Genomic DNA, 17,142 nt, shown 5'->3' on the forward strand with positions numbered 1-17,142 from the left:
GGACGCGGACGGTGCCGGAAGGGGCGCGATGATCGAGTTCGGCTATGCCAGGACCCCCTACGGGCAGATCCACTACGCCGAGTGCGGGCAGGGGGATCCCATCCTGCTGCTGCACCAGACACCGCGGTCGTGGGACGAGTACCGCGAGGTGCTGCCGCTGCTGGGCCGCTCCCACCGGGCGGTCGCGATGGACACGCTCGGTTTCGGCGCCTCGGCCCAGCCCGCCACGCACACCGTCGAGGCCTACGCCCTGGGCGTGCTGGCTCTCATGGACGCGCTCGGACTGGAGTCCGCCGCGGTCGCCGGCCACCACACGGGCGGCGTGATCGCGATCGAGACGGCGGCCCGCGCCCCCGAGCGGGTCGCCCGGCTGGTGCTGTCGTCCACGCCGCTGGTCGACGCCGAGGCCAGGGAGCGGCGGCGGCGCGGCAGGCGGCCGGTCGACAACGCCACCGAGCGGCAGGACGGCTCGCATCTGACCGAGCTTTGGGCGGGCCGGGCCGCCTTCTACCCGCCGGACCGTCCCGACCTGCTGGCCCGCTACGTGCGCGACGCGCTGGCCGTCTGGCCGGGCGTCGGGCTCGGGCACCAGGCGGTCGCCGCCTACCGGATGGAGGAGCGGCTCGGCCTGATCTGCTGCCCGGTCCTGTGCGTCGGCGCCTCGGCCGATCCGTTCGGCTTTCCCGAGCTGGACCGACTGGCCGCGCGGCTGCCCGGCGCGACCACCGCCGTCATCGGCGACGGCATGGTCCCTCTGGAGTTCCGGGCCGCCGAGTTCGCCGGGGTGGTGGAGGACTTCCTGGGCTAGTTGAGCTGCCAGATGGCGTAGTTCAGCGCCGCGGCGTAGGTCACCCAGAGCAGGTACGGCACCAAGAGCAGCGCGGCGGCGCGCCTGACCCGCCAGAAGACCACGATGTTGGCCACGATCGCCGCCCAGAGGATCACGATCTCGGCGAAGGCAAGGCCGTACTGCCCGGCGGCGAAGAACAGGGGCGTCCACACCGCGTTCAGCGCGAGCTGGACGGCGTACACGGTGAAGGCCGGGGACCAGCCGCGCGCCAGCCAGACGAGCCAGCCGGACAGCGCGATCAGCAGGTACAGCACCGTCCAGGCCGGGCCGAACAGCCACCGCGGCGGCGCCCACGCCGGCCGCTCCAGCGCCAGATACTCGGCCCCCGAGTCCGTCGCGGCCAGCGATCCCACCACCGCCACGGCCGCCACGGCGGCGACGAAGAGGGCGAGGACCGGCCAGCGGTTCCTGGTTGCTGTGGTCACCATGCGCCTCCCCCTGCCCTTACGCAGGCAGGGTTCACCGTTTGGAGGTTTTGATCTACTTTGCGATGGAAGTAGCAGTCCCTAAGTGAAATGTCGGGACGATGCTGGGAGGCGTTGCGCGTGGAGCAGGTGCCGGAGTCGGACAGGGAAACGGACAAGGAACGCGCCGACCGTAACTTCGTGGAGCTGCTGCAGGGCGCCAGGGTGGCGGTGACCGGGGTGCAGGTGCTGTTCGCCTTCCTGCTGACCGTGCCCTTCTCCCAGGGCTTCTTCCGGCTGAGCGAGTTCGACCGGTGGCTGTTCTACGTGGCGCTGGTGAGCGCCGCGATCGCGTCCATCTGCTACATCGCCCCGGCCAACCAGCACCGCGTGCTCTTCAGGCAGGGGCTGAAGGAGAAGCTGGTCCGCCGGTCCAACTTCTACGGCATCGCCGGAGCGCTGGCGCTGGCCGTCTCGATGACCGCCGCGACCATGCTGGTGGTCGACTACCTGTTCCATTCCACCCTGGCGCTGGTGACGGCCGGGGTGATCGCGGCGCTGGCGGTGTGGTCCTGGTTCGGCCAGCCGGCGATCGACCGTTCCGGCCGTCCCGACGACGCGCCCACGGAGGAGGACGAGGCCGGTCGGAGAGGCGGCGGCTCCGGCGTGGACGCCTGAACCGGTGTCTCACCCCTCCTCGTCGTCCGGTCCCGCCTCCTGCTGGTAGGCGGCGCGGGCCACCACGTAGCAGGCCACCGAGACGGTGATCACCTGGGCCACGCCGGCGATGAGCAGCGGCCCGGCGGTGGCCCAGGTGGGACGCCGCAGCCACATCGCCAGCAGGATCAGCAGCACACTGAGCACCTGCGGCTTGGTCGCCGCGTGCATGCGGTCCAGCGTGTTGCGGAAGCGCAACAGCCCCGCCCCGGCGGACAGGGCCAGCCCGGCGCCGGCGAGCAGGCAGACGGCGGCGGCGACATCCAGCGCGCTCACCGGTCGCCGCCCGAGAAGTAGCGGGCGACCGACACCGAGCCGACGAACCCCAGCAGCGACAGCACCAGCAGGATCGGCAGGTCCGAGTAGTCGCCGGAGACGGCCGCGAACGCGCCCACCGCGCACATGGACAGGGACGTCAGCACGTCCAGCGAGACCGCCCGATCCAGCATGGACGGGCCCCGTCCCACCCGGTACAGCGTGGCGGCAGCGCCGCAGGCGAGCAGCCCGAGCGTCACCAGGTAGACCACCGTCATCGCAGCTCCTCCAGGTCGGCGCGGGTGCCGAAGGCCGACACGATGCGCGACTCCAGCCTGGTCACGTCCTGCTGGGCGAGCGCGGGCAGGTCCCCGGTCCGGCCGAGGACGTGCAGCACCAGCTCCCGGCTGCCCTCGTCCACCTCCAGCACCAGGCTGCCCGGCACGGTGGAGACCGCCACCATGATCATCATGATCATGGACTCGGACGAGGTTCGCAGCCGCACCCGGACGATCCCCGCCGGAGGCGAGCCGGACCGCAGCACCCAGAACACCACCCGCGCGGTGGAGCTCACCAGGTCCGCGGCGAACCACAGCAGGAACGACACGGCCCTGAGCGGGCGGATCCTGATGCCGGGATCGAGCACCGGCAGCGGCAGCAGCCACGTGGTGATCGCCCCGGTCACCAGCCCGCCCAGCACGGTCCCGGCCGACACCTCGCCCCACAGCATGACCCAGATGAGCGCCAGCCAGGCCACCAGCGCCGGCGGCACCGGCCTGCCGAAAACCCTCGGCACGAACCCCTTGGCGGGCCCCTTCACATGCCCCTCCCCAGGACGGCGGAGATGTACGGATCACGGGCCATGAGCTCCCCGGCCGTCCGCTCCGCCAGCGACGACAGCGGCCCGGCCAGCACCGTGAACGACAGGCCGAGCGCCACCAGCGCCGCCGTGGCGCCGAGCAGGGGGGCGGGCATCGCCGTCGTGGTGACGATCGCGTCCGCCCCGGTCGACTCGTCGCTCTCCACCACGGCGCCGGCCGGGCCGCCCTGCGGCGCCCGCCAGAAGGCCTTGCCCCAGACCTTCGCGACGGCGTACAGGGTGAGCAGGCTCGTGACCAGGCCGGCCGCGACCAGCGTGAGCGGGAGCGGGCCACCCTCGGAGAGCCCCGCCTGGACCAGCGCCAGCTTGCCCAGGAAGCCGGACATGGGCGGGATGCCGGACAGGTTCATGGCCGGGACGAAGAACAGCACGGCGATCAGCGGCGTCGCCCGCATCAGCCCGCCCAGCCGGTTCACCGACGTGCTGCCGGTGCGCCGCTCGATCAGCCCGGTCACCAGGAACAGGCTTGTCTGCACGGTGATGTGGTGGACCACGTAGAAGACGGCCCCGGCCAGGCCCTGCACGGTGGACAGCGCGACCCCGAACACCATGTAACCGATGTGGCTGACCAGCGTGAAGGACAGCATGCGCTTGATGTCGGTCTGCGCGACGGCGCCGAGCACCCCCACCAGCATCGTGGCCAGGGCCACGTACATGAGCAGCGTCGCCACCGGCCCGCCGGGGAACAGTAGCGCCTCCAGCCGGATGATGGAGTAGACGCCGACCTTGGTGAGCAGCCCGGCGAAGACCGCGGTGGCCGGGGCGGGCGCCGTCGGGTAGGAGTCCGGCAGCCACGCCGACATGGGGAAGATCGCCGCCTTGATCGCGAAGGTCAGCAGCAGGGTCAGCTCGACCAGCAGCTTGACGTGCACGTCCAGCGTGGCGAACCGGACGGCGAGCTGCGCGATCGACAGCGTGCCGGTGGCCGCGTAGACGATGGCCAGCGCGAAGAGGAACAGCATCGAGGAGGCCAGCCCCATGACCGTGTAGGTGGCCCCCGCGCGGATCCTGGACAGGGTGCCGCCGAACGTGAGCAGCACGTACGAGCCGCTCAGCAGCATCTCGAACGCCACGAACAGGTTGAACAGGTCACCCGACAGGAAGGCGTCCGCCACCCCGGCGATCATCACCAGGAACGCCGGATGGAAGATCGCCATCGGCGCGTCGTGCTCCTGGTCGGCGTAGGCGTTGACCACCGAGTAGGCCATCACGCAGAGCGTCACGGACGAGGACACGACGAGCATCAGCGTGGACAGCCGGTCGGCGACCAGGCAGATGCCCAGCGGAGCCGGCCAGCCGCCGAGCGAGGTGACCATCGGGCCGTGCGCGTCGACCTCGACGAGCAGCAGCATCGACACCACGACGGTGACCGCCAGCGTCACCACGCTGATGAGCGACTGCAGGCGGCGTAGACGGCCGCCGATCGCCAGCTTCACCCCCGCCGCGAGCAGCGGCAGCAGCACCGGCACGGAGATCACGCTCTCCACTAGTCGTCGCCCTCCAGCTCGGGGTCGATGGCGAGCGCCTGACGCTCGCGCTCGGCCCGGATGGCCTGGCGCATCTCCCGGCGCGACTCCCGCTGGCGGGCCCGCAGCCTCTTGCGCTGCGCCCGCTCCTGGGCGTCCTGGGCGCCCTGAGCATGCCGGGCGTGCTCGGTTCCCAGACCGGCCAGCTCCGCGCGCTGCTCGGCGACGAGCCGCCGGTAGGCCTCCCTCCTGGCCCGCACCGCGTCGACCAGCTCGCCGCGCCGGGCCCGCAGCCGCACCCGGCGGTCCTCGGTGTCGTCCTGTACCTCGTCGCTGCCGGTGAGCTGCCAGGAGCGGTGCACCATGGCCAGCAGGAACGCCGAGACACCCAGCGTGATGACGATCGCGGTGAGCACCATGGCCTGCGGCAGCGGATCGGCCATCCGCTCCGGCTCGAACCGGCCGAGCAGCGGCGGGCTGCCGGCGTCGCCGCCCGCGGTGACGATCAGCAGATTGATCCCGTTGCCCAGCACGATGACGCCCGCCAGGACACGGACCAGACTCCGCTCCAGCAGCAGCGTCACCCCCGTGGCGATCAGCGTCCCCGAGGCGGCCAGCGGCAGCAGCGCGATGCTCACCGCGTCTCCATCTGACGGTCCAGCTCCGCGCCAAGCGCGCGCAGCACGTCCTGCACCATCCCCACCACCGACACGTACACCCCGAGGTCGAACACCAGGCTCGTGGACAGGTGCAGGGTCCCGACCAGCGGGACCGTCACGTCCGCGGTCAGCATCCGCAGCGCCGCCCCGCCGAACAGCAGCCCGGCCAGGGCCGTGCAGGTGGTCAGCGTCAGCCCGACCCCGAGCAGCACGCCCGCGTGCACCGGCAGCGCCCTGGCCAGCTCGTAGCGGCCGCCCGCCAGGTAGCGGACGGTGATGGCCAGGCCCGCCACGATGCCGCCGGCGAATCCGCCGCCCACCCCGCTGTGCCCGACGAACAGCAGGAACACCGACAGCACCAGCACCGTGTGGAAGGTGAGCCTGGCGGCGACCTCGAACGCCAGCGCGCGCTGTCCCTCGGGCAGCGTGGAGGCCAGCCACGGCGTGCGCGGGGGCGCCTCCTCGTCGTCCCGCTCGATCGCGTACGACCTGCGGCGCAGGAAGACCAGGCTGGTGACGCCCAGGGTGAGCACGACGATCACCGTGCTCTCGCCCAGGGTGTCCCAGGCCCGGATGTCCAGCAGCAGCGCGCTGACGATGTTCCCCGCGCCCGCCTGCTCGGCCGCGCCGGCCATGAGGGCGCCGACGGGCGCGGCGTCCCGCGCGTTGATCGCCAGCGCGCCCGCACCCACCGCGACCAGCCCCACGACGAGCCCGAGCACGAGCCGGAACCCGAACGGCAGCCTTCCGGTCACCGGCCGGATCGCCAGCCGGCGCAGCACCAGCACGAACACCACCAGGCTCAGCGTCTCGGCGAGGAACTGGGTCAGCGCCAGATCGGGGGAGCCGTGCGCGAGGAACAGCAGCGCGGTGCCGTACCCGGTCAGACCGCAGAAAAGGGCGAGCACGATGTACGAGCGGGCCAGCACGGCCAGCACGGCCCCGGCCGCGATCAGCACGACGAGGATCGGCTGCTCCGGCCGCTCCCAGGCGACGACGGGCACCACGAGCTCGAACGTCGGGTCGTACAGGAGGGAGAAGGCGCCGACGGCGGCCATGGAGGAGAGCGTGAGCAGCAGGTAGTCCGGCACCGAGCCCCGCTGGGTGATGCCGGTGATCTGGATCGACAGCAGGTCGAGCCGTCGCAGGCCGTTCCAGAAGACCACCCCGGAGTCGGTCACGTACAGTGCCGTGCCGAGCCTGGACACCGGCTCCCTCGCCAGGAACAGCAGCCCGCCCGCCACGAAGATCAGCAGGGAGAGCAGGAGTGGAACGGTCGCGCCGCTCCACAGCGCCAGGTGGGTGCCGTGCCCCGGGTCGCGGAAGGCGCCCGTGTAGCCCGACATGGCGGCCTCGAACACCCCCGCCGCCGGCGCCAGCACCAGCCCGAGCGCCGACAGCAGGGCCGGGGGAGCGAACAGGGCCGCCTCCACGCGGTGCGCCCGGGTCGGAGCCAGGCCGGGCTTGGCGGCGAACGCGCCCCACAGGAAGCGCAGCGTGTAGGCGACGGTCAGCGCGGATCCCGCCACCACCGCGGTCAGCGCCAGGATGCCGGCCGGATCCCCGGTGAGCAGGGACTCCAGGGCGGCCTCCTTGGCGACGAACCCCACCAGCGGAGGTACCCCGGCCATCGACGCCCCGGCCAGCACCGCCACCGCGCACACCCACGGCATCGACCGGCCCAGACCGCTGAGCGCGCGCAGATCACGGCTGCCCGCCGCGTGGTCCACGACGCCGACCACCAGGAACAGCGCCGCCTTGAACAACGCGTGCGCCAGCAGCATCGCCACCCCGGCCAGGGCGGTCGCCTCGGTGCCCGCCCCGAACAGGATGGTGAGGAAGCCGAGCTGGCTGACCGTGCCGTAGGCCAGCAGCCGCTTGAGGTCCGTCTCACGCAGCGCCCGCCAGCCGCCCAGCGCCATCGTGACCGCGCCGAGCGCCACGGCCGGCGCCCGCCAGGCCGCCAGGTCGCCGAACGCGGGCCCGAGCCGGGCCAGCAGGTAGACGCCCGCCTTCACCATCGCCGCCGCGTGCAGGTAGGCCGAGACGGGGGTCGGTGCGGCCATCGCGGCCGGCAGCCAGGAGCTGAACGGGAAGATCGCCGACTTCGCCAGCGCCCCCGCCAGCACGAGCGCCAGCGCGAAGGCCCCGATCGCGGGCGGGTCGGCGACGATCGCCGAGATCCGGTACGTGCCCGCCGCCTCCCCGATGACGACGAACCCCGCCAGCATGGCCAGCCCGCCACAGGTGGTGATGATCAGCGCCTGCATGGCGGCCCGCCTGCTCGCCCTGCTCTGCGGGTCGTAGCCGATCAGCAGGTAGGAGAAGACCGTGGTCAGCTCCCAGAACACGTACAGCAGGAGCAGGTCGTCGGCTATCACCAGGCCCAGCATCGCCCCGGCGAAGGCCACCATGATCCCGCCGAAACGGGCCAGCGCGTCGTCGTCGCGGGCCAGATAGCGCGAGCTGTAGACCAGGACGAGCGCGCCGACGCCGGTCACCAGCGCCATCATCAGCACGGACAGCCCGTCCGCCCGGAACGCCAGCGACATGCCGAGCGCGGGCGCCCAGGCCCGGCTCGACTGCTGCGGCACGCCGGCCGCCATCACCCAGAGCGTGTAGCCGAACCCGGCTGCGGGCGCGAGCGCCAGTGCCAGCAGGGCGTCACGCCCCAGGCGCCTGGTGAGCCATGGAGCGCAGATGGCGGCTGCCGCGTGCAGGATGAGCAGCGACTCCATGGTCTCCCCGGGCGGAACGGCACGTGCCCCCAACGTCCCGCGCCACGGTCGCCCGGCGACGCAGGCGCGGCGCAGGTTGACCCGAATCACACCGGTACCTCACCTGCGGCATGCCGTCCCGGCGGGAGGGTACGGACTCCGACGACCACGAGGGGAGTGAACGCCATGTCACAGCACGACCAGGCCGCCGTCCGCAGCCTCACCACCACCGACCACGAGGAGATCCGCAAGTGGGCGGAGGAACGCGGCGCCAATCCGGCCACCATGCCGGGCACGGGCGGCCTCAGGTTCGACTTCCCCGGCTGCGGCGGGGAGGACCTGGAAGAGATCTCGTGGGACGACTGGTTCGGCGTGTTCGACCAGCGCGGGCTCAACTTCGTCTACCACGAGCACAGAAAGGGCGACCCGCACGGCAACTACTTCCGGCTGCGCCGCCCGGACGACGACGGCGCCTGAGGCTCAGCCCGCCGACAGGTGCTCGTCCACCTGGTCGGCCAGGCGGACCAGCGATTCCTCCAGCATCCCCTGCACCTCGTCCGCCCGGCTGCGAGAAGTCCTCTCCGGCGGCTCGTCGAGCAGCGAGATGTGCACCGTGACCTCGCTCGCGCCGCTCTCGGCGTCGGACACCTGCAGCCAGCCGGCGTAGTCCGGATGGTCACGCCCGCCCCACTCCAACCGGAGCTGGTCGGCCGAAACGCTGAACAGCCCCTCGTGCCTGCCGTCGCCGGGCACGACCTCGCCGCCCGCCTCCAGCGTGTTCGGGCCGCTGTCGCGCACCCACAGCCCATCCGGCAGCCACCGGTTGACCAGCGCGACGTCGGACGCGATGCTGAACACCACGCCGCTGTCCGCCGGCATGCCCCTCGTCGCCTCGTACTCGGCCATCAGACCACCCCCGGTCTGCTCGCCTGCCCGGACGCCCTGACCGCAAACCGCCGCCCTGTGGCACAGTGTGGGCCATGCCCGAGAAGCTCCCCCGAACCGTCTCCGAGGCGGTGGCCGCAGAGCAGGACGGCCTGCGGCTGCGATACCTGTACTTCTGGGGGCACCAGCCCGCCCGCGACGGTGGCCCCGGCCGCGGCTGCCTCAGCCAGTGGTGGCCGGCCGGCTTCACCGAGGACGGCCGCCTCTACCACTCCGCCGAGCACTACATGATGGCGCACAAGGCCCTGCTGTTCGGCGACGAGGAGACGGCGGCCGAGATCCTCGCGGCACCCCACCCGGGCGAGGCGAAGAAGCTCGGCCGGAAGGTGGCGGGCTTCGACGAGGAGACGTGGGCCGCCCAGAGCTACGAGATCGTGGTGCGCGGCAACACCGCCAAGTTCGGGCAGCACCCCGAGCTGGCGGAGCTCCTGCTCGGCACCGCCGGGCGCGTCCTGGTCGAGGCCAGCCCGCTCGACCGGATCTGGGGCATCGGCCTGGCGGCGGACGACCCGGCCGCCGCCTCGCCGGCCACCTGGAGGGGGCGGAACCTGCTCGGGTTCGCGCTCATGGACGCTCGCGACCGCCTGCTGTAGCCCCGTGGAGCCACAGGAGAGCGCGCCGCCGCGCGACGAGATCCGCGAGCTGCTGCGGCGGGCCGGGCGGCTGCTCGCCGACGCGCAGGCGCTGCGGCACGAGCACGAACGGGCCCGCGACGCCGTCCACGCCGCCCTCACCGTGCTGCGCCGGCAGCAGGCCAGGACCGAGCTCGCCGCGATCCCCCTGGCCAGGCTCCGGGACGTCACCGGAGGGCGGCTGCGGCTCGGCACCCTGGAGAAGGCCGGATACGCCACGGTGCTCAGCGTGCTCGACGCGACCCCGTACGAGTTGCAGCGCCTGCCCGGGGTCGGCCCGCAGACGCAGGCCCAGGCGCACGCCGCCGCCAGGCAGATCGCCCGCGCAGCCGAGGAGGCCGCCACCGTCCACATCGACGTCGAGCGGCAGGACTCCGAGACCACCACCCTGCTCGTCGCCCTGCACCCGCTGGTGGAGGCCGGCCCGGAGCTGCCGCGCGCCTGCCGTACTGGCTGGGCCGTCGAAGAGCGGCTGGGCACGCTTATCCCGGCCGCCCGAGCGGCGGCGAGCTGGTGGCGCGGGCTGCTGTCCGGCAGGCAGCGCCGCCAGGAGGCGGCACGGGCCGCCACGGAGCTGGACGCGCTGCTCGCCGGCGAGGCCGAGACGCGGCTGCTCATCGCGCAGGCCACCACCGATCTGCTGCGACCGCCGCCCGACCCGATGGCCGCGTGGATCGACTTCGAGCTGCGCGCCGCCGACTACTACAACCTGCTGGCCGAGATCGCCGCCGTCGAGCCGCGCGACCGCGTCGCGGCAGAGGGCTTCCTGCCCGACGAGCTGAGCGGGCGCGTCAGGGCGCAGGAGCTCGACGACACCTGCCGGCGGGTCTCGCTGCGCGGCTATCAGGCGTTCGGCGCCAGGTTCGCGCTCGCCCAGGGCAGGGTGATCCTCGGCGACGAGATGGGACTCGGCAAGACCATCCAGGCCATCGCCGCGCTCGCCCACCTCGCGGCGCGTGGCTCGACCCACTTCCTGGTGATCTGCCCCGCCAGCGTGCTGGTCAACTGGGTGCGCGAGGTGGAGTCCCGCAGCACGTTACGGGCCTACCGCCTGCATGGCGCCGAGCGCGACATGGCCCGGGCCGAGTGGCACGAGCGCGGCGGCGTCGCCGTGACGACGTTCGACGGGTTGCGCAGGCTCGACACCGCGCCGCCGCTCGGCATGCTCGTCGTGGACGAGGCGCACTACGTCAAGAACCGCGAAACGCTCCGCTCCAAGGCCGTCGCCGGCTGGTGCGCCCGTGTCGAACGGGTGCTGTTCATGACGGGCACCCCGATGGAGAACCGGGTCGAGGAGTTCCGCGAGCTCGTCGCCTACCTCCAGCCCGGACGGCTCGACACCGTCGCCGGCAGTGACACCGCGGCGGGCGCCCAGGCGTTCCGGCGCGCGGTCGCCCCGGTCTACCTGCGGCGCAACCAGCAGGACGTGCTCACCGAGCTGCCCGATCTGGTGCACGTGGACGAGTGGGAGGAGTTCAGCGCAGCCGACGCCGACGCCTACCGGCGGGTTGTGGCGGAGGGCCGGTTCATGGCCATGCGCCGGGCCGCCTACGCGGTGCCGGAGAAGTCCGCCAAGCTCGAACGCCTCTGCGAGCTCGTCGCCGAGGCCGCCGACAACGGGCTCAAAGTGGTGGTCTTCTCCTACTTCCGCGACGTGCTGGCCACCGTCGAGCAGGCGCTCGGTCCCCGCGTCTTCGGGCCGATCTCCGGCAGCGTGCCGCCCGAGCGCCGCCAGCAGATGGTGGACGCGTTCACGGACGCGCCCGGGCACGCGGTGCTGCTGGCCCAGATCCAGGCCGGTGGCGTCGGGCTCAACTTGCAGGCCGCCTCCGTCGTGATCATCTGCGAGCCGCAGGTCAAGCCGACCACCGAGAGCCAGGCCGTGGCCCGCGCCCACCGCATGGGGCAGGTGCGGCGGGTGCAGGTGCACCGGCTGCTGTCGCCGGACAGCGTGGACGAGCGGATGCTGCGCATCCTTCAGGCCAAGAGCGCGCTGTTCGACGCCTACGCCAGGCGCAGCGACCTGGCCGAGTCGACGCCCGACGCGATCGACGTCTCCGAGCAGGCGCTGGCCCGCCAGATCGTCGAGGAGGAGCAGCAGCGCCTCGCCGTCGGGGAGGGGGCGGCCGGCGCGCAGCGGCCCGTCGATCGGCGGCCCGGCTAGAGCCGCCGCCGGCCGCCGTCACGGCTCGGGAGGCCGCTCCGCCGCGGCCCGGCTCCGGTCGTGGAGCCCGGCTGGAGCTGGTGGCTCCAGGGCGGGTCGGCTCCCGGCACGGTGCAGGTGAGGGCGGCCACCCGGGCCGCGAACTCCGCAGCCCGCGTGGCCGTCTCCAGGTCCAGCCCGTCGAGCCGGCCGCCGAGCAGCCCGAGCCCGCCCAGCAGGTGCAGCAGCCCGGCGGTGAACGCGTCACCCGCCCCGACCGTGTCCACCACCGCCACCCGGGGCGCGGTCACCTCCGCCCGCTCGCCGTCCAGCGAGACCAGCGCCCCGGCCGCACCCCTGGTGACCACGATCAGCCGCGCCCCGGCCGCGTGCCAGGTGTCGCACACCCGCTCCACCGGCTCGCCCGGCATCAGCACGCCGAGGTCGTCGTCGCTCAGCTTGAGGATGTCGGCCAGGCCGCACCAGCGCGTGACCGCGTAGGCCTCACGCGAGGCCAGGCTGGGCCGTACGTTCGGGTCGATCGAGACCGTCATGCGTTCGCGGGCGGAGGCCGCGAACGCCTCCACCGCGTCCCGGCCGGGCTCCCGCACCAACGCCAGAGAGCCCGTATGCAGGCAGGACACACCGGCGAGGTCGAGTGAGGCGAGCTCCGCCGGGGTCCACTGCCAGTCGGCGGTGCCCTCGGCGTGGAAGCGGTAGGCCGCCTGACCGCCCGCGTCGAGCGAGGCGACCGCGAGCGTGCTCGGCTCCGCGGCGTCCACGCAGCTCGACAGGTCCACCCCGGAGGCGGCGAGGCGATCGCGGAAGAGCGCGCCGAACACATCGCCGGAGACGCGGCCCAGGAAGCGCGCCGGGGTGCCGAGCCGCGCCAGGGCCACCGCCGTGTTCGCCGGCCCGCCGCCCGGAAGCACCCGCAACGCCAGCTCGACCGAGCGGCCCGGAGGCGCGCCGTTCTCCCCGCCGGTGGCGGGGCGGCCGGTGGGCGGGCCGGTGGGCGGGCCGGTGGATGGGCCGGCGTGCGGGTCGGTGTGGGGCCGGTCCGCGAAGGCGTCCGCCACGCACTCACCCAAGACCGCGATCATCGGGCCCGCCTTCCCAGTGTGTTGCTGATTTGTTACGACATAAGGGCATTGACGTTTCTCGGATCGGAGTCCATCATCGCAGCACAGCGAATGTCAACGTTGACATATGTCAACGATGACATTGACTCCCCCTGATTGGAAGCCACCATGATCTCTAGGCTCTCAGCCGGTCTGCTGGCCGCCGCGCTCCTGGTCGCGGGGTGTGGCGGCGGCGGCCAGAACACCTCCACCGCCACCCCCAAGGTCGGACTGATCACCAAGACGGAGACCAACCCGTTCTTCGTCAAGATGAAGGAGGGCGCGCAGAAGGCGGCCCAGGCCGAGGGCCTGGAGCTGATGACCGCCGCCGGCAAGTTCGACGGCGACAACGCCGCCCAGATCACCGCCATCGAGAACATGGTCGCGGCAGGCGTGAAGGGCATCCTCATCACGCCGAGCGACACCAAGGCCATCGTCCCCGCCGTCAAGAAGGCCAGGGACGCCGGGGTCCTGGTGATCGCGCTCGACACCCCGACAGAGCCTCAGGACGCCACCGACGCGCTGTTCGCCACCGACAACCTCAAGGCCGGCGAGCTGATCGGCCAGTACGCCAAGGCGGCGATGGCCGGCAAGCCCGCCAAGATCGCCACTCTGGACCTCGCTCCCGGCATCACCGTCGGGCAGCTGCGGCACGACGGCTTCCTCAAGGGCTTCGGCATCGCCGATGGCGACCCGTCCATCGTCTGCTCCCAGGACACCCGCGGCGACCAGGCCAAAGGCCAGACCGCGATGGAGAACTGCCTGCAGAAGGACCCCGACATCAATCTCGTCTACACCATCAACGAGCCCGCCGCCCTCGGCGCCCACACCGCGCTCAAGGCCAAGGGCCGCGACAAGGACGTGCTGGTCGTCTCCGTCGACGGAGGCTGTACCGGCGTCAAGGCGGTGCAGAGCGGTCAGATCGCCGCCACCTCGCAGCAGTATCCGCTGAAGATGGCCGAGAACGGCGTCAAAGCCATCTCCTCCTTCGCCAAGACCGGCCAGAAGGCCACCGGCTACACCGACACCGGCGTCACCCTGATCACCGACAAGGCCGCCGACGGCGTCCAGGCCGAGGACACCGCGTTCGGCCTGGCGAACTGCTGGGGCTGACGTGGCCGTCATCGAAGCGACGCTGCCGCGCCGCCTGCTGTCCACCCCGGTCCTCGGCCCGCTGGCCGCCCTCCTGGCGGCCTGCGCGTTCTTCTCCCTGAACACCGACCAGTTCCTCAGCGGCGGCAACTTCTCCCTCATCATCCAGCAGGTCATGGTCGTCGGCACGCTCGCCATCGGCCAGACGCTGATCATCCTGACCGCCGGCATCGACCTGTCCAACGGCGCCATCATGGCCTTCGGCGGCATCGTGATGACCAAGCTGGCCGTGGACGGCGGCCTGCCGCCGCTGCTCGCCATCGCCGCCGGGCTGGCCGTCTGCGCCGCGTTCGGACTGGTGAACGGCCTGCTGGTGACGCGCATCTCGCTGCCGCCGTTCATCGTCACGCTCGGCATGCTGAACGTGGTGTTCGCGCTGACCCACATCTACTCCCAGGACCAGACGGTCACCGAGCTGCCCCCCGCGCTGACGTACCTGGGGCAGACCTTCCAGCTCGGCGGCACCAACGTCACCTACGGCTCGCTCGTGGCCATCCTGCTGTTCCTGCTGTTCGCCTACCTGCTCGGGCAGACGGCGTGGGGCCGCCACGTGTACGCGCTCGGCAACAGCCCCGAGGTGGCGCGGCTGACCGGCATCCGCACCCAGCGGCTGACGGTCGGCGTCTACACGCTCGCGGGGCTGGTGTACGGCATCGCCGCGCTGCTGCTGGTGTCCAGGACCGGAGTCGGCGACCCGCAGGCGGGGCAGACCGACAACCTCGACAGCATCACCGCGGTCGTGCTCGGCGGGACGAGCCTGTTCGGCGGGCGCGGGCTCGTCATCGGCACGCTGATCGGCGCGCTCATCGTCGGGGTCTTCCGCAACGGCCTGCAGCTCATGGGCGTACCGTCGATCTATCAGACGCTCATCACCGGTGTCCTGGTGATCCTCGCCGTCACCGTGGACCAGCTCTCCCGCAGGAGGAACCGATGACGACCCCCGTCCTCCAGGCGCGCGGCCTGGTCAAGCGCTACGGCCAGGTGACCGCGCTGGACGGCGCCGACTTCGACCTGATGCCCGGCGAGGTGCTCGCCGTCATCGGCGACAACGGCGCCGGCAAGACGAGCCTGATCAAGGTCCTGACCGGCGCCGTCCAGCCGGACGAGGGCGAGCTCCTGCTCGACGGCCGCCCCGTCCGCTTCCGCGACCCGCTCGACGCCCGCAAGCACGGCATCGAGACCGTCTACCAGGACCTCGCCGTCGCCGCCTCGCTCGACATCGCCACCAACATGTTCCTCGGCAGGGAGCTCCGCAAGCCCGGCCCGCTCGGCCGGATCTTCCGCCTGCTCGACAAGAAGCGCATGCGCGAGGAGTCCGCCAAGCACATGGCCGACCTCAAGATCGGGCTGCGCTCCCTCACCCAGGCCGTCGAGACCCTCTCCGGCGGCCAGCGCCAGGGCGTCGCCGTGGCCAGGGCCGTCGCCTGGGCCTCGCACGTCGTCGTCATGGACGAGCCCACGGCCGCCCTCGGCGTCAAGGAGTCCGGCCAGGTCCTCGACATGATCAGGCGGGTCCGCGACCGCGGCCTGCCGGTCGTGCTGATCAGCCACAACATGCCCCACGTGTTCGAGATCGCCGACCGCATCCACGTCCAGCGGCTCGGCCGCCGGGTCGCCCAGCTCAAACCCGCCGACTACGGCATGGCCGAGGTGGTGGCCATCATGACCGGCGCCCTGCAGATCGAGCAGGGCAGATCGGTGGTCGCGGACAAGGACGCGGCGGACGCGATCGGCCTGTCGTGAGCCACTAGCATGGTCGAAATGCGCCGCCCCACCATGACAGACGTCGCCCGCGAGGTCGGGGTGACGGCCAAGACCGTCTCGCGGGTGCTCAACGACGACGGCCCCGTCGCCGTGGAAACCCGCGAACGCGTCATGGCGGCCGTGCGCAGGCTCGGCTACCAGCCCAACCTCATGGCCCGCAACATGCGCGTCGGCGCCAGGGACGCGGCGATCGGCCTCGTCATCCCGGAGATGGGCAACCCCTTCTTCGGCACCGTCGCGGGCGGCATCGAAAGCGCCGTCCGCGCCCGCGGCCTCATCCTCATCGTCGGCTCCAGCAGCGAGACCGCCGACCTGGAGCTGTCCCTCATCGCCGCGTTCCTCGCGCGCCGGGTCAGCGCCCTCATGATCGTCCCCTCGGCCGCCAGCGACCACCGCCACCTGCGCTCCGAACGCGCCGCCGGCCTCCCCATCGTCTTCCTCGACCGCCCCGCCGTCGGCCTCACGGCCGACAGCGTGGTCAGCGCCAACCGCGAAGGCGCCCACTCCGGCGTCACCCACCTCATCTCGTACGGCCACCGCAGGATCGGCTTCGTCGGAGACGTCCCCGCCGCCCTCTACACCCGCCGCGAACGCTTCCAGGGCTACCGCGACGCGCTGGAGGCGGCAGGGCTGCCCTTCGACCGCACCCTCGTCGACACCGGCCACGACGCCGACGCCGCGGCCCGCGCCACCCTGCGCCTCCTCGCCCTCGCCGACCCCCCGACGGCCCTGTTCGCGGCCAACAACCTGGCCTCCATGGGCGCGGTGGTCGCCCTGGCCAAGGCGGGACGCAAGGACGTGGCGCTGGTCGGCTTCGACGATCTGCCCCTGGCGGAGGTGCTGGACCCGCCCCTGACGGTGGTCGCCCAGGACCCGGCGGCGATCGGGGTGGAGGCGGCCGAACGGGTGCTGTCGCGGCTGGACGGCGATCGGTCGCGGGCACGCAGGCTGCTGGTGCCCACCCGGTTGATCGTCAGAGGGTCGGGGGAGTTGCGGCCGCCGGGGTGAGGCGGCCTTCGGCGAGGGCGGGAGGAGGGGCCTGAGCGATGGCTCACAGCGGGGTCGGGGGACTCACCACCTGCCGGTGGACGATCACGTCGAACCTGCGCGACAGGGATCCGCCCGACATGTAGTGATCGGCGGGCCGGGCCGGATCGTAGTCCGCGACGACCCGGATTCTGGCCGGATCCCGCAGCCACTTCCGCACCGCGCCCAGCCCGACGACGCGGGCGTCGCCCACCATCGGGCGCAGCACTGCCAGGTCGCCGAGCGGGGCGGCGGGGTCGATGCTCGCGATGGGCGCGGCCTGCCGCCTGAGCCATTCGCTCACCGAGACGGACGTGGCCGCGGCGGGGGCCACGCCCACGGTGACGACCAAGCCCGTCGCCACCAGGGTGAGGGCTCCATTGCGGTGTCGCATGCGTGCCTCCTCTTCCG

19 protein-coding genes are annotated in these 17,142 nt (G+C 72.4%); 9 read left to right on the forward strand and 10 right to left on the reverse strand.

The features are described 5' to 3' along the window. The first annotated feature begins 28 nt into the window (after positions 1-28). Positions 29-808, forward strand: a complete 780-nt coding sequence (locus tag V5E28_RS05600; RefSeq protein WP_336205281.1) for an alpha/beta fold hydrolase — start codon at positions 29-31, stop codon at positions 806-808. On the opposite strand, the gene V5E28_RS05605 is transcribed toward V5E28_RS05600, so the two are convergent. Further along, positions 805-1,278 carry a TspO/MBR family protein gene (locus V5E28_RS05605; RefSeq protein ID WP_336205282.1) on the reverse strand — a complete coding sequence of 158 codons (474 nt, stop codon included), beginning with the start codon at positions 1,276-1,278 and terminating at the stop codon, positions 805-807. The genes V5E28_RS05600 and V5E28_RS05605 overlap by 4 nt on opposite strands. A gap of 87 nt (positions 1,279-1,365) precedes the next feature. Between V5E28_RS05605 and V5E28_RS05610 the strand changes: the two genes are divergently transcribed. Beyond that, the gene (locus tag V5E28_RS05610; RefSeq protein WP_336205283.1) at positions 1,366-1,932 is read left to right on the forward strand and encodes a DUF6328 family protein; all 567 of its coding nucleotides are present in this window, start codon (positions 1,366-1,368) and stop codon (positions 1,930-1,932) included. 9 nt (positions 1,933-1,941) lie between these two features. Here V5E28_RS05610 and V5E28_RS05615 read toward each other — a convergent pair whose 3' ends face one another. The 6 genes from V5E28_RS05615 to V5E28_RS05640 are packed head-to-tail and all read right to left on the reverse strand — an operon-like array spanning position 1,942 to position 8,059. Then, on the reverse strand, positions 1,942-2,247 hold the full coding sequence (locus V5E28_RS05615; RefSeq protein ID WP_336205284.1) for a cation:proton antiporter: 306 nt from the start codon (positions 2,245-2,247) through the stop codon (positions 1,942-1,944). Continuing rightward, positions 2,244-2,504: a monovalent cation/H+ antiporter complex subunit F gene (locus V5E28_RS05620; RefSeq protein ID WP_336205285.1), complete on the reverse strand. Its 261-nt coding sequence runs from the start codon at positions 2,502-2,504 to the stop codon at positions 2,244-2,246. Before V5E28_RS05620 ends, V5E28_RS05615 begins: the two co-directional genes overlap by 4 nt. Next, positions 2,501-3,046, reverse strand: coding sequence for a Na+/H+ antiporter subunit E (locus tag V5E28_RS05625; RefSeq protein ID WP_336205286.1), 546 nt, complete (start codon positions 3,044-3,046; stop codon positions 2,501-2,503). Before V5E28_RS05625 ends, V5E28_RS05620 begins: the two co-directional genes overlap by 4 nt. Continuing rightward, positions 3,043-4,593, reverse strand: coding sequence for a Na+/H+ antiporter subunit D (locus V5E28_RS05630; protein ID WP_336205287.1), 1,551 nt, complete (start codon positions 4,591-4,593; stop codon positions 3,043-3,045). Before V5E28_RS05630 ends, V5E28_RS05625 begins: the two co-directional genes overlap by 4 nt. After that, positions 4,593-5,210 carry a Na(+)/H(+) antiporter subunit C gene (locus V5E28_RS05635; protein ID WP_336205288.1) on the reverse strand — a complete coding sequence of 206 codons (618 nt, stop codon included), beginning with the start codon at positions 5,208-5,210 and terminating at the stop codon, positions 4,593-4,595. Before V5E28_RS05635 ends, V5E28_RS05630 begins: the two co-directional genes overlap by 1 nt. Then, on the reverse strand, positions 5,207-8,059 hold the full coding sequence (locus tag V5E28_RS05640; protein ID WP_336205289.1) for a Na+/H+ antiporter subunit A: 2,853 nt from the start codon (positions 8,057-8,059) through the stop codon (positions 5,207-5,209). The genes V5E28_RS05635 and V5E28_RS05640 overlap by 4 nt, the downstream gene beginning before the upstream one ends. Positions 8,060-8,134: 75 nt before the next feature. Between V5E28_RS05640 and V5E28_RS05645 the strand changes: the two genes are divergently transcribed. Then, on the forward strand, positions 8,135-8,425 hold the full coding sequence (locus V5E28_RS05645; protein ID WP_336205290.1) for a hypothetical protein: 291 nt from the start codon (positions 8,135-8,137) through the stop codon (positions 8,423-8,425). A gap of 3 nt (positions 8,426-8,428) precedes the next feature. Here V5E28_RS05645 and V5E28_RS05650 read toward each other — a convergent pair whose 3' ends face one another. Next, positions 8,429-8,854, reverse strand: coding sequence for a hypothetical protein (locus V5E28_RS05650; protein ID WP_336205291.1), 426 nt, complete (start codon positions 8,852-8,854; stop codon positions 8,429-8,431). A gap of 74 nt (positions 8,855-8,928) precedes the next feature. On the opposite strand from V5E28_RS05650, the gene V5E28_RS05655 reads away from it, so the two are divergent. Both V5E28_RS05655 and V5E28_RS05660 read left to right on the forward strand, forming a co-directional pair. Continuing rightward, positions 8,929-9,486, forward strand: a complete 558-nt coding sequence (locus V5E28_RS05655; RefSeq protein WP_336205292.1) for an NADAR family protein — start codon at positions 8,929-8,931, stop codon at positions 9,484-9,486. A 4-nt stretch (positions 9,487-9,490) separates the two neighbouring features. Next, entirely contained in the window at positions 9,491-11,689 is a 2,199-nt protein-coding gene (locus V5E28_RS05660; protein WP_336205293.1) for a DEAD/DEAH box helicase, read from the forward strand. On the opposite strand, the gene V5E28_RS05665 is transcribed toward V5E28_RS05660, so the two are convergent. Continuing rightward, on the reverse strand, positions 11,686-12,771 hold the full coding sequence (locus V5E28_RS05665; protein WP_336205294.1) for a carbohydrate kinase family protein: 1,086 nt from the start codon (positions 12,769-12,771) through the stop codon (positions 11,686-11,688). The genes V5E28_RS05660 and V5E28_RS05665 overlap by 4 nt on opposite strands. Before the next feature lie 147 nt (positions 12,772-12,918). On the opposite strand from V5E28_RS05665, the gene V5E28_RS05670 reads away from it, so the two are divergent. Genes V5E28_RS05670 through V5E28_RS05685 form a run of 4 tightly spaced genes read left to right on the forward strand, consistent with a single transcriptional unit; the run spans position 12,919 to position 16,713 of the window. Further along, positions 12,919-13,902, forward strand: a complete 984-nt coding sequence (locus V5E28_RS05670; RefSeq protein WP_336205295.1) for a sugar ABC transporter substrate-binding protein — start codon at positions 12,919-12,921, stop codon at positions 13,900-13,902. A 1-nt stretch (position 13,903) separates the two neighbouring features. Beyond that, on the forward strand, positions 13,904-14,875 hold the full coding sequence (locus V5E28_RS05675; protein ID WP_336205296.1) for an ABC transporter permease: 972 nt from the start codon (positions 13,904-13,906) through the stop codon (positions 14,873-14,875). Beyond that, a complete protein-coding gene (locus V5E28_RS05680) occupies positions 14,872-15,684 on the forward strand; it encodes an ATP-binding cassette domain-containing protein (protein ID WP_336205297.1) in 813 nt (270 codons plus the stop codon). The genes V5E28_RS05675 and V5E28_RS05680 overlap by 4 nt, the downstream gene beginning before the upstream one ends. Before the next feature lie 18 nt (positions 15,685-15,702). Then, positions 15,703-16,713: a LacI family DNA-binding transcriptional regulator gene (locus tag V5E28_RS05685; RefSeq protein WP_336205298.1), complete on the forward strand. Its 1,011-nt coding sequence runs from the start codon at positions 15,703-15,705 to the stop codon at positions 16,711-16,713. 43 nt (positions 16,714-16,756) lie between these two features. Here the strand turns inward: V5E28_RS05685 and V5E28_RS05690 are convergent, their stop codons facing one another. Next, a complete protein-coding gene (locus tag V5E28_RS05690; protein WP_336205299.1) occupies positions 16,757-17,125 on the reverse strand; it encodes a hypothetical protein in 369 nt (122 codons plus the stop codon). Positions 17,126-17,142 lie beyond the last annotated feature (17 nt).

This window comes from Nonomuraea sp. LPB2021202275-12-8 (assembly GCF_037044575.1).
Lineage (GTDB): Bacteria > Actinomycetota > Actinomycetes > Streptosporangiales > Streptosporangiaceae > Nonomuraea.

Bases quoted from the DNA above. Each gene is read 5' to 3' on its own strand.
- V5E28_RS05600 (WP_336205281.1), top strand. From the start codon at position 29: ATGATCGAGTTCGGCTATGCCAGGACCCCCTACGGGCAGATCCACTAC.
- V5E28_RS05605 (WP_336205282.1), bottom strand. From the start codon at position 1,278: ATGGTGACCACAGCAACCAGGAACCGCTGGCCGGTCCTCGCCCTCTTC.
- V5E28_RS05610 (WP_336205283.1), top strand. From the start codon at position 1,366: ATGTCGGGACGATGCTGGGAGGCGTTGCGCGTGGAGCAGGTGCCGGAG.
- V5E28_RS05620 (WP_336205285.1), bottom strand. From the start codon at position 2,504: ATGACGGTGGTCTACCTGGTGACGCTCGGGCTGCTCGCCTGCGGCGCT.
- V5E28_RS05645 (WP_336205290.1), top strand. From the start codon at position 8,135: ATGTCACAGCACGACCAGGCCGCCGTCCGCAGCCTCACCACCACCGAC.
- V5E28_RS05650 (WP_336205291.1), bottom strand. From the start codon at position 8,854: ATGGCCGAGTACGAGGCGACGAGGGGCATGCCGGCGGACAGCGGCGTG.
- V5E28_RS05655 (WP_336205292.1), top strand. From the start codon at position 8,929: ATGCCCGAGAAGCTCCCCCGAACCGTCTCCGAGGCGGTGGCCGCAGAG.
- V5E28_RS05665 (WP_336205294.1), bottom strand. From the start codon at position 12,771: ATGATCGCGGTCTTGGGTGAGTGCGTGGCGGACGCCTTCGCGGACCGG.
- V5E28_RS05670 (WP_336205295.1), top strand. From the start codon at position 12,919: ATGATCTCTAGGCTCTCAGCCGGTCTGCTGGCCGCCGCGCTCCTGGTC.
- V5E28_RS05680 (WP_336205297.1), top strand. From the start codon at position 14,872: ATGACGACCCCCGTCCTCCAGGCGCGCGGCCTGGTCAAGCGCTACGGC.
- V5E28_RS05685 (WP_336205298.1), top strand. From the start codon at position 15,703: ATGCGCCGCCCCACCATGACAGACGTCGCCCGCGAGGTCGGGGTGACG.
- V5E28_RS05690 (WP_336205299.1), bottom strand. From the start codon at position 17,125: ATGCGACACCGCAATGGAGCCCTCACCCTGGTGGCGACGGGCTTGGTC.